Source organism: Curvibacter cyanobacteriorum (genome assembly GCF_028649475.1).
In the GTDB taxonomy this organism is placed as follows: Bacteria; Pseudomonadota; Gammaproteobacteria; order Burkholderiales; family Burkholderiaceae_C; genus Curvibacter; species Curvibacter cyanobacteriorum.
This window is the reverse complement of record NZ_JAQSIP010000001.1, coordinates 257,625-270,756: the sequence shown is the minus strand read 5'-3', so window position 1 is coordinate 270,756 and position 13,132 is coordinate 257,625. Positions and strand designations below refer to the sequence as shown.

Here is a 13,132-nt window from a genome sequence, read left to right as displayed (position 1 = left end):
GGATTCAGACCGTGGACTTGCCAATCTGGCCGAACAGGCGCAGGCCCAGGCCGCGCTCCATGTCTTCCAGGCAGCGCAGGCGCCGCACGGCGATTTCAAGCAGGAAGGACAAGCCCAGGCCCAGCACCAGGCCCACCAGGATCGACATCAGCACGCTCTTGGTGATCTGCGGCTTGGCGTGCTTGAGCGGGGCTTCGGCCTTGCGCAGCACCGACAGGCTGGTGCCGTTGACGGTGCCCAGCATCAGGATTTCGTCGTATTTGGCGACCGCGGTGTTGTAGACGCGCTGGGCGCTTTCGAGTTGGCGCTGGTAAGAGCTGATGACGTCGCGGTGGCGCTTGGCTTCGAGCACCGAGCGCTGTTGCTCGTCCATGCTGCGGCCCAGGGCGCGCTCCTGGTCGGCCAGCCGCATGCCCTCCAGGCGGATGCCCTGCAAAGCGGCCTTGGCCTCGCGCTTGAGGCGTTCGACCAGCACGGCGCGCTCGTCTTGCAGGGCCACCAGTTTGGGGTGCATCTTGCCGTAGGTGGCGGACAGGTCACCGATGCGACGCTCCAGGTCCGACAGGCGCAACTTGAGTTCGGCCACCCGCGGCTGCTGGGCGATTTCAGGCACCTCAGGCACCTCGTTGCCCGAGTTGATCATCACGTCGAGGGCCCGCATGCGGGCCTCGAACTCCTGGCGCTGGGTGCGCAGCAGCAGCTGCTTGGTAGACAGCTCGCCGAGCTGGCGCGAGCGGTTGTCCAGGCGCTCGTCGGTGTCGACGATCTGGGCCTTCTGCTGGTACTCGGTAAGCTTGTTCTGGATGCCGTCGATCTCTTCGCGCAGCAGCTTGAGCTGGGCGTTGTATTGCTCCAGCCGGGCCCGCGCCGGGGCCACGCTGATCTCGACGTTGATGTCCATGTAGGCTTTGATCAGCGCGTCGAGAAAGTCGCGCGCGCCCTCGGAGGACAGGTCGGAGTACTGCAGCTCGACAATGCGGCTCGAGCGGCGCAACTGGATCTCGATGTTCTTGCTCAGGCGCTCGCGCAGCAGCTGGCGGCTTTTCTCGGCGCCGGGTTTGTCCATCAGGCGCAGCGTGTCAATCACCCGGTCAATCACTTCGTTGCTGCGGATGATGTCCACCTGGGTCAGCAGGTAGCTTTCGTCGAGCATGGCCGGGAACTGACGCCCGCTGATGGGGTCGTTGACGCGGTACTCAATGAACAGCTCGGCCGACGAGGTGTAAGTCTTGGGGATCAGCAGCACCGCCGTGGCCGTGGCGAGCATGGTCACCAGGGTGACCAGGAAGATCGTCGGCAGACGAAACTTCAGCATGGCCCCCAGCTGGTTCAGGGTCAGTCCAACCGGAAAATGGTTCATCGCGTGTTCGGGTCAGGCCGGGGCATCAGAAGATGCGTTCTTTCACGTAAATCACATCGCCCTCCATCACGGCATCCGTGAGGCGTGGGGCCAGTTCACGCCCGTTCGGGGCGTCGGCCTGGCGGTGAATGTTGATGCGGTTCATCGAACCGCGCTCCGTCACGCCACCGCTGATCGACAGTGCGCGCATCACGTTGAGGTCGGGCTCCATGGGGTAGCTGCCGGGTCGGCGCACCTCGCCCAGGATGTAGAAAAACTTCTGCTGGCCCACATAGACCATGTCGTCGTTGCTCAGCACCAGGTCCAGCGAACTGCGGTCGGGTTGGTTGACGCGGTCCAGCCGGATCGGGATGCGCACACGCTGGGCTTCCGCGCCCGCGCCGGTACCGCCGCCCGAGGCGCGCTCGTCGCTCTTGCGCAGCAAAAACACCACCGCGTCGGCCTTGGGGGTCAGGCCACCGGCCGTGGCCAGCAGGTCCAGCACCGTGAAGCGCCCCTGAATCGGGTAACGCCCCGGCCGCACCACCTCGCCGAGCACCGACACCATCTGGCTGCGGTTTTGCCGCACCGTGACCGAGACCTCGGGGTTGAGCAGGAACTCGCGCTCGCGCAGGCGGCGCGCCACCAACTTCTCGACATCCGACGAGGACAAGCCCGCGAGGCGAATCAGGCCGATCAGGGGCAGGGTCACCTCACCGCTTTCGGTGACCGACACCTCGGCGGACATGTCGGGTTGGCCAAACACCGTGACCTGCAGCACATCGCCCGCTCCGATCGCGGCCGTGCCTGCCGCCAACGGGGCAGCGGCTTGGGCAGGCGCGGACCTGGCCAAGGCCTCGGGGGCCAGCACGGGCGCAGCGGCCGGGGCCGCAACGGCGGGCGGGGCCACCGGGGTGGCCACTGGAGCCACCATCGGGGCGGTGGTCGCGCCTGTGGCGGGCCCGGCCAACGGCGCCAGTGTGGGCGTGGGCGTGGCGGCGCTGGCCGCCAGCGGCTTGACCGGCTGGGCGACCCCAGCGCGCGGGGTGGGTGAGGCTGGTGCAGAAGGCACCGAAGCGACAGGCGATGCCGGGGCCGCAGGCGGGTTGGCCACCGTCGCAGCGGGGCGAGGGCGGACAGCGGGCGGGGACATCGGCGCAGGCTCAGGGGTCAGCACCGCGGGCGCACGCACCGGCCGAGGGACCGCCTCGCCGCTGGCGTTGGGGGTGTCCCAGGCCAGCTCAAAAGGCAGATTGGAAACCAGGGGCGCGGCCGAGACGAGCCCCTGCGCAAGGCCCCAGCACAGTGCCAACACGCTCCCTGATTTCACCAACCGACGAGACAACGAAAAATTCATTCAATGGCCACTCTGGATGGACGTTTGATTCTCAGCGGCGCTTTGAATGGAAGTCGACACTTCAAATGCACCGGGTTCAAAAAATCGACAAAAACACCGAGGTCAACAGGGCGGACAAGCGGGCTCAAGACGGACTTCGGTGGATCAGGCTTTTGCCCGATCGCCAGACCCGCCCCAAAATTGTAGTCTTCAACCAGCGTTTTTGGGCAGTCTTGGCCAGGGCCGCCTGGGCCAACCAAGCCGGCCGAGAAACAGCGCCTTCGCCCAGGGGAATGGCGCCGGTTTGAAAGCGCAATTTATAGGGCTGGGTACCACGCCCGAGGTCAAACAAAGTCAAACCCGCGCCTTGCGCCGCCTCGGCCATGCCCATCAACAACAGGAGTCCGGGCGAATACGCCGAGAACGCCGGGTCGTAGGTGATGAACCAGATGTGGCACTGCTCGGCCTGCCGCAAACCCAGGTGGCAAGCCACCAATTGGTCGCCGGCGTACAGCACCGACAACAGGCCCGCGAACGGGCCCTCATCGGTTTCAAACACCTGGTCCAAGCTGCCGCGCAACCAGGGCCAACTCATCGGGTCCAGGCCGGTGGTGCTGCGGAACTGCTGCGATTTCAACTCGATCAGGCGTTGGAACGCCCGGGGATCGCGGCTTTGCAATTCCAGCCGCAAGGGGCCATGGTCCCGTTCCAGGCGGCGCCGCGCATTGCCCACCGACTGAAAGATACCCGCGGAATTCTTGCCCGCCCGGGCGGCCAGGCGTCGGCGGTAGGCCTCGATGCCGCCCTCCAGGTGCATCACCGGAGAGTGGCTTTCAAAGCGCACATGGTCCGCAAAAGTGGCCTGGCTCAGCGGCAGGTGATCAAACGCAAAATAGCGCCCGCGGCAGGCGCGCAACAGCGCCTCGGCGTCCAGCGCCATGCCCTGCTCGAGCACCACCCCGTGGTAATCATTGAGCACCAAGCCCGCCGAAGACAGGCGCCCCCAGCGGTCGCGGTGGAACGGGAAGAAGCCCCGCTCGCGTCCGCCCTCTTCGATCACCGCCAGTTGCAGGTCGATGCCTTGCTGCGCGATGATGCGGGCAAAGCCGGGTTGGTAGAACGGGCTGCCCAGCTCAGGGCGGCTGGCGGCCACGGCCTGCCAGCGGCGGTACAGGTCGTCGCTCAGTTCCTGGGCTGGGAAGGTGGAGATCTTCAAGGTCAAAGGGGGCAATCAGGCGCTCAGCGCCCGGCGCGGAGCTGGCGTTGCACGCTGCGCTCTTGCCAGACCAACCACAAAAAGACCGGGGCCTGCAGCAGGTAGCGACGCCACAGGTGGATCGGGTCCGACGTCAGACGCCAGAACCATTCCAGGCCCGAGTCCTGCATCCAGCGCGGCGCACGGCGCTTGAGGCCGAGGGCAAACTCTTGTGCCGCCCCGACGCAGACGATGACCCCCGACTCGAGCTGGCGAACATGGCGCAGGGCCCAGCGCTCTTGCTTCTCGAAGCCCAGGCAGACAAAGATGAAAGTCGGTCGGCAGGCCCGGATGTCGGCCACGATCGCCGCCGCCTCGGGGCCACGCGGGTCAAAGTTCATCGGCGGGCAACGCACCACCACATCCAGCCCCGGGAAACGCTTGGCATAGCGATCGAGCAGCAATTGCTCCTGACCGGGACGCCCGCCCAGCACATAAACGCGCTGGCCGGTCTGGATGCTGTTCTGGCACAGGGCCACGAACAAATCGGCCCCCGTCACACGCGACGGCAGCGGCTTGCCAAACCAGCGGCTGGTCCAGACCACCGGCATGCCATCGGCAAAGGTGTAGTCCGCTGTGGCGTACAGGCCCTTCAACTCGGCATCACGGCTCAAGCGCACGACGTGGTCCACATTGGTGGTCACCACCACCTTGGGGCCTTTGGTGGCCGCCGCATGCAACAGCAAATCGGTCGACTGTTGAAAATTCAGCGGCAGTAAATCAAGCCCGAACAATCGCACGGGTGCAGGAACGTTATCTGAGGGCATGTCGCGATGAATGAATGCTAGGTTTCGTCTTTTTGTTCTGACGTGATTCGCCATTGACCTGCATCCATCAACAGCACGAAACGCTTTTTGGTTTGATCCCTGTATTTGGCCGAGCTGTAACGCTGCTCTGCCGAAATACTGAAACGATGCTCCCCGACCTTTTTGACACTGAGGAGTTTCAATGACACGTCAATGAAACCAGCCTCTTCGAAAACTCGTTTTTTATAGGCCAGCCATTGGCCCCGGGTTTTGAAACCCGGCGCCACATAACTGTTCGCGTAATGGGCGCCGTAGGCCTCGATCGAACGCTGACGCCAATCGTTGCGCCAAGCCTCGAGGGCGGCCAGGGCCTGCGCACAAGCGGCCCGGGACTGAACAGGACACAGGGCCTGCGCCTCGGATGGCACCGCAGCCCCGGGCAAGGGATCTGCGGGCAGCGCTTCTCGCGAACGGGTGGTGGCGATCTCCGACCACAAGGACGGTGCCGCAGGCGCCGCCCCCGCGCTGGCGGCTGCGGCCGCCGACGGCGCCGACTTGGCTGCTGGCGTGCCCGTGGCCGCGGCGGGCGCCACCTCGGGTGGCGGCGACGCGGGGGCCGGGGTCGGGGCTGGGGACGGTGAAGGCAGCGGCGACGGCGATGGGGCCGCGGCCACACGGGTGCCCACAGGCACCGAGCCCAGCAGGGTCACTTTGGTGGCAGTGAGCGGAGCGGGCGCGGCCAGAGCCGGCTTGCGGTCGGCCTCTGCGGCGGGCGGGCCGGCTGGGCTGGTTGGGTTGGCTGCAGGGACACTGGCCACCGGTGCGGGCATTGGGGCCAGCGGCGCAACCGTCACCGCCGATGTCGCCGCCGAGCGGCCCGCCACGGGCGTGGGGGTTGCCACCGCCGCAGGAACCGGGGCCGGAGCCGACGCTGCAGCGGGCGCAGGCGCCGCGGGCGTTGTCGGTGCCGGACTGGCGGCGGTGGTCGTGGCGGCGCGCGCGGCCACCGGCCCGTTGGCCGAGTCACGGATCAAGGCTTCGATGGCCTGGTTTTTGCGCAACAGCGCCTGGCGGTTCGGATCGAGTTCGGCCGCCAGCTTGAAGCTCTTCCAGGCCAGACCCAGGTGGATGCGCCCCAGGCTTTCGTGATGGCTGGCCTGCTGGGGCGCCACGGCCGTGGCGCGGGTCAGGGCCTCGCGGGCAGACTCCAGGTCGTCGTTGCGGGCATGGATGGCCGCCAGGTTGACATAGGGCGCGACCTGCTGGGGGTAGGCATCGCGCAGGCGTTCAAACACCTTGCGGGCCTCGTCGGTGTCGCCAAGCTGCATCAACACGATGCCGCGCTTGAGCTGCATGTCCGGCGGCAAGGCCCCTTGGCGCTCCACTTTCTCGATCAAGGCCAGGGCGTCGTTGTAACTGCCATCCGCGATCAGGGCGTCGAGCCGCCCCTTCAACTCCGGGGTCACCGCCACCGCGCTCGGGGACTGACCCGCCGCCGGAATGCCACAGGCAAGTGCCACCAAGGCGGCACCCAGCATCACAGGCATTCTCATGGGTTGGAACTCCGGATCGAAGATGAAACAACGCAGGTCGAAACGAACCCTGCGCACGGCAATCGGCTGCGTCACAGGGATCAACAGCAAACTGATTAAAAAGCGTCGGTGGACCGCAGCCCGAGAAGCTTAGCAGGACAATTTTTACACATTTTTTCAACTTCACCAGGGCGGCGAAAGTCAATAAATGTGAACGATTGGGCAGATGCCGTTTCGGGGCCCGTCGGGGGCCGGTGGCGTGGTCCCGCCCGCCGGGTGCCGCCACAAGAACCCCGCCGCCCGCCCCGGGCGGGACGAAAAAAAGCCCGGTCGAACCGGGCTGTGCGAGGTGTTGTTTTGGAGGCGCGATCCAGAGTCGAACTGGACTAACCGGATTTGCAATCCGGGGCATAACCGCTTTGCTATCGCGCCGTGTGGGGTTGCCACTGAAAGAGGCGCTGAGCGCCCTCTTCTGGAAATCTGGAGCGGGAAAAGAGTCTCGAACTCTCGACCTCAACCTTGGCAAGGTTGCGCTCTACCAACTGAGCTATTCCCGCATTCTCAACAACACCGTGCGATGTTGTCATGAGATTTAAATTATAGCGCCATTTTGGAGGCCCTCGGCCGTCCACCCGCAAAAAGTGAACGGCCCAGGCGCTCCACCTCAGTGCTTGAGGCCGTCGGATGGGCCAGCCTGCGTGGCCGCCACAGCCGGCGCCGCAGCGGCGGCGGCCACCTCTTCGTCGGTCAGCGGCACGGGTTGGCGCTCGAGCGCCACTTCCAGCACCTTGTCGATCCAGCGCACCGGCACGATCTCGAGACCGTTCTTGACGTTCTCGGGGATCTCCTGCAGGTCCTTGACGTTCTCTTCAGGGATCAGCACGGTCTTGATGCCACCGCGCAGGGCGGCGAGCAGCTTCTCCTTGAGCCCACCGATCGCCGTGACCTCGCCACGCAGGGTGATCTCACCGGTCATGGCCACATCGCCACGCACCGGGATGCCCGTCATGGCCGAGACGAAGGCAGTCGCCATCGCCGCCCCAGCGCTCGGGCCATCCTTGGGGGTGGCGCCGTCGGGGACGTGGATGTGGATGTCGTTCTTCTCGAACACTTCGTTCTTGATGCCCAGGGCCCGGGCACGGCTGCGCACCACGGTGCGGGCCGCCTCGACCGATTCCTTCATGACATCGCCCAGCGAACCGGTGCGGGTGATCACGCCCTTGCCCGGCATCATCGCGGCCTCGATGGTCAGCAGGTCACCGCCCACCTCGGTCCACGCCAGACCCACGACCTGGCCGACCTGGTTCTGCTGCTCGGCACGGCCATAGGTGTACTTGCGCACGCCCAGGAACTCATGCAGGTTCTCGCCGTTGACGACCACCTGCGGCGTCATCTTCTTGAGCAACAGGGCCTTGACCACCTTGCGGCAGATCTTGGAGAGCTCGCGCTCGAGCGAACGCACACCGGCCTCACGGGTGTAGTAACGCACCACATCGCGCACGGCCTCTTCGGTCACCAGCAGTTCGCTGTCCTTGACGCCGTTGTTGCTCATCTGCTTGGGCAGCAGGTACTTGAGTGCGATGCTGGTTTTTTCGTCCTCGGTGTAGCCCGACAGGCGGATGACTTCCATGCGGTCCAGCAGGGCCGGCGGGATGTTCATCGAATTCGAGGTGGCCACGAACATCACATCGCTGAGGTCGTAGTCGACTTCAACATAGTGGTCGCCAAAGGTGTGGTTCTGTTCCGGGTCCAACACCTCGAGCAGCGCGCTCGACGGGTCACCCCGGAAGTCCGTGCCCAGCTTGTCGATCTCGTCCAGCAGGAACAGCGGGTTGCGCGTGCCCACCTTGGTCAGGCTCTGCAGCACCTTGCCCGGCAAAGCGCCGATGTAGGTGCGGCGGTGCCCGCGGATCTCGGCCTCGTCACGCATGCCGCCCAGCGCCATGCGCACGTACTTGCGGCCTGTGGCTTTGGCGATCGACTGCCCCAGCGAGGTCTTGCCCACGCCCGGCGGGCCCACCAGGCACAGGATCGGCGCCTTGACCTTGTCCACACGCTGCTGCACCGCGAGGTACTCGAGGATGCGGTCCTTGACCTTTTCAAGGCCATGGTGGTCTTCGTTGAGCACGTTCTCGGCATTGCCCAGGTCGTGCTTGATCTTGGTCTTCTTGCTCCAGGGCAGACCGATCAGCACGTCGATGTAGTTGCGCACCACAGTGGCCTCGGCCGACATGGGCGACATGAGCTTGAGCTTCTTGAGCTCGCTCTCGGCCTTCTTCAGCGCCTCCTTGGGCATCTTGGCGAGCTTGATGCGCTTCTCGATTTCCTCGATGTCCGCGCCCTCTTCGCCTTCGCCCAGTTCCTTCTGGATCGCCTTGACCTGCTCGTTGAGGTAGAAGTCGCGCTGGTTCTTCTCCATCTGGCGCTTCACGCGGCCGCGGATCTTTTTGTCGACATTGAGGATGTCGACCTCGCGCTCGAGTTGCTCGTAGAGGTTCTCGAGGCGGTCCTTGATGCTGGCCAGATCCAGCACGGCTTGCTTGTTGTCCAGCTTCAGCGGCAGGTGCGCAGCGATGGTGTCGGCCAGGCGACCGGCGTCGTCGATGCTCGCGATCGAGGTCAGGATCTCGGGCGGGATCTTCTTGTTGAGTTTGACGTACTGGTCAAACTGCTGCATCACAGCGCGGCGCAGGGCCTCGATCTCGCTGGCCTTGGCGCCTTCGGCCTCGGCCGGGCTCAGGGGCAGCACGGTGGCCGTGAAGTGGGTCTCGGCGTCGTCGATCTTCTCGACGGTGGCGCGCTGCTGGCCTTCAACCAGCACCTTGACGGTGCCGTCGGGCAGCTTGAGCATTTGCAAGATGGTGGAGACGCAGCCGACCGAGAACATGTCGGCGACCGACGGCTCGTCTTTGGCCGCGGTGCGCTGGGCCACCAACATGATGCGGCGCTCGGCCTCCATCGCGAGTTCGAGGGCCTTGATGCTTTTCGGGCGACCCACGAACAGCGGTATCACCATGTGGGGAAACACCACCACATCGCGCAGCGGCAACAGCGGCAGGTCAAGGGGGCTGGCAGGCAGGGAAGCTTGTCCGGACATGAAAATCCTTTGGTTACCTGGTGAATATGGTCCGCAAACGGCAGATTTCAACCCGCCCCTCAGCACGAGGCTGAGCGGCGGGCGGCGTCCATCCGGGCGTCACGGCGGGGTGGCCAGGCAATGCGCTCAAGCCTTCTTCGCTGCTTCGTGGTAGACCAGCAGCGGGGGCTTGTTCTCATCGATGGTGGACTCGTCCACCACCACCTTCTCAACGTTCGAGACGTTGGGCAGTTCGTACATGGTGTCCAACAAGGCGTGTTCGAGGATGGAGCGCAGGCCACGGGCACCGGTCTTGCGGGCCAGCGCCTTTTTGGCGATGGCCTGCAGCGCAGCAGGCCGAACCTCGAGGTCCACGCCCTCCATGGCGAGCAGCTTGCTGTACTGCTTGATCAGCGCGTTCTTGGGCTCGGTCAGGATCTGCACCAAGGCGTCTTCGGTCAGCTCGGCCAGCGTGGTCACCACGGGCATGCGGCCCACCAGTTCGGGGATCAGGCCGAACTTGATCAGGTCTTCGGGCTCGATCTCGCCGAACATGTCGGTCAAGCTGCGCTGCTTCTTGCTCTTCACCGTGGCGCCGAAACCGATGCCCGAGGCTTCGGTGCGGTTCTCGATCACCTTCTCGATGCCCGCAAACGCACCACCACAGATGAACAAAATGTTCGTGGTGTCGATCTGCAAAAAGTCCTGGTTCGGGTGCTTGCGCCCGCCTTGCGGGGGCACGCTGGCCATGGTGCCTTCGATCAGCTTCAGCAAGGCCTGCTGCACGCCCTCACCCGACACGTCACGCGTGATCGAGGGGTTGTCGGACTTGCGCGAGATCTTGTCGATTTCGTCGATGTAGACGATGCCACGCTGGGCACGTTCGACCTCGTAGTTGCAGCTTTGCAGCAGCTTCTGCACGATGTTCTCGACGTCCTCACCCACATAACCGGCTTCGGTCAGCGTGGTGGCGTCGGCCATCACGAAGGGCACATCCAGCATGCGGGCCAGGGTCTGGGCCAACAGGGTCTTGCCCGACCCTGTGGGGCCGATCAGCAAGATGTTGCTCTTGGAGAGTTCGACCTCGTCCTTGACGCCCTTTTCCTTGTGGCGCAGGCGCTTGTAGTGGTTGTACACCGCGACCGCGAGGGTGCGCTTGGCAACTTCCTGGCCAATCACGTAGTTGTCGAGGTTGGCCTTGATCTCCACCGGCGTCGGCAGATCACCGCGGGCCTCGCGGCCCACTTCGGTCGCTGGCAATTCGTCGCGGATGATCTCGTTGCACAAATCAATGCATTCATCGCAGATGAAAACCGATGGTCCGGCGATCAGCTTCTTCACTTCGTGTTGGCTCTTGCCACAGAAGGAGCAGTAGAGGGTTTTTTCGCTGGAGGAGCCTTTTTTCTCGGCCATGTCGGAATGCCTTGTAACGCGTAGTGCTAGATGATAGCGAAATAAAAAACGGCGTATTCCCGACCCGGGAAACGCCGTTCAGCCTGCCGGGTTTCGATCAGGGACGCTTGGCAATGACCTGGTCAATCAGACCATAGTCCTTGGCTTCGTCAGCGGACAGGTAGTAGTCACGCTCGGTGTCGCGCTCGATCTTTTCGAGCGGCTGACCCGTGCGGTCGGCCAGGATCTTGTTGAGTTGCTCGCGGGTCTTGAGGATCTCGCGGGCATGGATCTCGATCTCGGTGGCCTGACCTTGAGCACCGCCCAGGGGCTGGTGGATCATGACCTTGGAGTTCGGCAGCGAGTAGCGCTTGCCCTTCTCACCGGCCGACAGCAGGAAGGCGCCCATGCTGGCCGCCATGCCGATGCACAGCGTGGACACCTGCGGCTTGATGAAGTTCATCGTGTCGTAGATGGCCATGCCCGCGCTGACCGAGCCGCCCGGCGAGTTGATGTAGAAGGAAATGTCCTTGTCCGGGTTCTCGCTCTCGAGGAAGAGCAACTGCGCCACCACGAGGTTGGCAGTCTGGTCGTTCACAGGGCCCACCAGGAAAACCACACGCTCCTTGAGGAGGCGGGAGTAAATGTCGTAGGACCGTTCGCCACGACCCGATTGCTCGATGACCATCGGGACCATGCCCAGGCCTTGAATGTCCAGTGCGCTCATGCTTATTTCACTCCAAGAGGAATCGATACTGTACCCAAAAATGACATGGGGCTTGCGCAGCAAAGCACAAGCCCCGACAGCTCACTTCAAGGTGAGGGGATCAGAATCAGGCCTGACCCATCAGCTCGTCAAAAGCGACTTGCTTTTCCGTGACCTTGGCACGCGCCAGCACGAATTCGGTGACGTTGTTTTCAATCACAACACCTTCGACTTCAGCCAGGCGGTTGTTGTCGCTGAAGTACCAGCGAACCACGTCAGCCGGCTTCTCGTAGCTGGCAGCCAGCTCTTCGACGTGGGCCTTCAGTTGTTCCGGCTTGGCTTGCAGTTCGTTGGCACGCACCAGCTCAGCCACCACCAGGCCCAGGCGCACGCGGCGCTCGGCTTGGGGACGGAAGACTTCTTCGGGGATCGGGGCCTTGTCAGCGTCCTTGATGCCACGTTGCTTCAGGTCAGCACGGGCGCCTTCGACCATGCGGGCCAGTTCAGCGTTGATGCTGGCGTTCGGCAGGTCGAGTTCAGCCTTGCTCACCAGCGCGTCCATCACGGCTTGCTTGTTGCGGGCCAGCAGGCGGAACTTGACTTCGCGCTCCAGGTTCTTCTTGATGTCAGCGCGCAGGGCGTCGACGGTGCCTTCGGCGATGCCCAGGGACTTGGCCAGCGCGTCGTTGACTTCGGGCAGGTTGGCGGCTTCGATCTTCTTGACGGTGACCAGGAAGTCGGCTTGCTTGCCGGCCACATCCTTGCCGTGGTAGTCGGCCGGGAAGGCCAGCGGGAAGGTCTTGCTTTCGCCAGCCTTCATGCCACGCACGGCGTCTTCGAATTCCTTCAGCATCTGACCGTCGGCGATCAGGAACTGGAAGTCTTCGGCCTTGCCGCCAGCGAAGGGTTCGCCGTCGATCTTGCCTTCGAAGTCAACCGTCACGCGGTCGCCGTCTTGGGCGGCCTGGTCTTGGGCGCGCTGGGCGAAGGTGCGACGTTGCTTGCGCAGGATTTCCAGCGTCTTGTCGATGGCGGCGTCGTCCACTTCAGCCGACAGCTTCTCGATTTCGGCGCTGCTCAGGTCGCCGATCTTGACTTCGGGGAACACTTCGAACACGGCGTCGAAGGTCAGCTCGCCCTCGGGCGCGCCTTCCTTTTCGGTGATGCGGGGCTGGCCAGCCACGCGCAGCTTGGCTTCGTTGGCGGCCAGGGCAAATGCCTCGCCCACCTTGTCGTTCATGACTTCGTACTGAACGGAGTAGCCATAACGCTGGGCCACCACCGACATCGGCACCTTGCCGGGACGGAAGCCGTCCATCTTGACGGTGCGGGCCATGCGCTTGAGGCGCGTGTCCACTTCAGCCTGGATCGCGGTGACGGGCAAGGTCAGCGTGATCTTGCGTTCGAGTTTCTCGAGGGTCTCAACGGTAACAGCCATCAAATTCTCCTGATATGGCATGGCAGGCTGCGTGATCAAGCACGTCGTCGCCTGGCGTGAATAAGTTTTTTGGTGGTGCGCGGGGGGGGACTCGAACCCCCACACCATTGCTGGCGTCAGGACCTAAACCTGGTGCGTCTACCAATTTCGCCACCCGCGCGCCCTGCAAAACAAAACAGGTGATCAGCTCACACTGACCACCCCAACGAAATCGGTCAACCTTCTATTTTAGCGGTTTGCAAAGCGCGTTTTGGCGAGACGCCCCGCTGAAACTGCTGGCAAACCCTTGAAAGGCCCAAAAAAGCCCCCTCA

General features: G+C 63.9%; 9 protein-coding genes and 3 tRNA genes. All 12 read right to left on the bottom strand.

What is annotated here, in order from left to right; all coding sequences use genetic code 11:
- Window positions 1-4: 4 nt before the first annotated feature.
- Complete coding sequence (locus tag PSQ40_RS01140; protein ID WP_273948083.1) at window positions 5-1,360, bottom strand: Wzz/FepE/Etk N-terminal domain-containing protein; 1,356 nt, start codon at window positions 1,358-1,360, stop codon at window positions 5-7.
- A 25-nt stretch (window positions 1,361-1,385) separates the two neighbouring features.
- Complete coding sequence (locus PSQ40_RS01135) at window positions 1,386-2,492, bottom strand: SLBB domain-containing protein (RefSeq protein WP_273948081.1); 1,107 nt, start codon at window positions 2,490-2,492, stop codon at window positions 1,386-1,388.
- 328 nt (window positions 2,493-2,820) lie between these two features.
- Window positions 2,821-3,891, bottom strand: coding sequence for a GNAT family N-acetyltransferase (locus tag PSQ40_RS01130; RefSeq protein WP_273948079.1), 1,071 nt, complete (start codon window positions 3,889-3,891; stop codon window positions 2,821-2,823).
- 23 nt (window positions 3,892-3,914) lie between these two features.
- Window positions 3,915-4,616: a WecB/TagA/CpsF family glycosyltransferase gene (locus PSQ40_RS01125; RefSeq protein ID WP_273948077.1), complete on the bottom strand. Its 702-nt coding sequence runs from the start codon at window positions 4,614-4,616 to the stop codon at window positions 3,915-3,917.
- A gap of 98 nt (window positions 4,617-4,714) precedes the next feature.
- A complete protein-coding gene (locus tag PSQ40_RS01120) occupies window positions 4,715-6,229 on the bottom strand; it encodes a tetratricopeptide repeat protein (RefSeq protein ID WP_273948075.1) in 1,515 nt (504 codons plus the stop codon).
- 337 nt (window positions 6,230-6,566) lie between these two features.
- Window positions 6,567-6,640 (bottom strand) — tRNA-Cys (locus PSQ40_RS01115).
- Window positions 6,641-6,689: 49 nt separating this feature from the next.
- Window positions 6,690-6,765: transfer RNA gene (locus tag PSQ40_RS01110), tRNA-Gly, on the bottom strand.
- Window positions 6,766-6,872: 107 nt separating this feature from the next.
- Window positions 6,873-9,305, bottom strand: coding sequence for an endopeptidase La (gene lon, locus PSQ40_RS01105; RefSeq protein ID WP_273948073.1), 2,433 nt, complete (start codon window positions 9,303-9,305; stop codon window positions 6,873-6,875).
- A gap of 126 nt (window positions 9,306-9,431) precedes the next feature.
- Entirely contained in the window at window positions 9,432-10,697 is a 1,266-nt protein-coding gene (gene clpX / locus PSQ40_RS01100) for an ATP-dependent Clp protease ATP-binding subunit ClpX (protein WP_273948071.1), read from the bottom strand.
- A gap of 97 nt (window positions 10,698-10,794) precedes the next feature.
- The gene (clpP, locus tag PSQ40_RS01095; RefSeq protein ID WP_273926490.1) at window positions 10,795-11,403 is read right to left on the bottom strand and encodes an ATP-dependent Clp endopeptidase proteolytic subunit ClpP; all 609 of its coding nucleotides are present in this window, start codon (window positions 11,401-11,403) and stop codon (window positions 10,795-10,797) included.
- Between the two features lie 106 nt (window positions 11,404-11,509).
- A complete protein-coding gene (gene tig, locus PSQ40_RS01090) occupies window positions 11,510-12,820 on the bottom strand; it encodes a trigger factor (protein WP_273948069.1) in 1,311 nt (436 codons plus the stop codon).
- 73 nt (window positions 12,821-12,893) lie between these two features.
- A tRNA-Leu gene (locus tag PSQ40_RS01085) sits at window positions 12,894-12,980 on the bottom strand.
- Window positions 12,981-13,132: the final 152 nt, after the last annotated feature.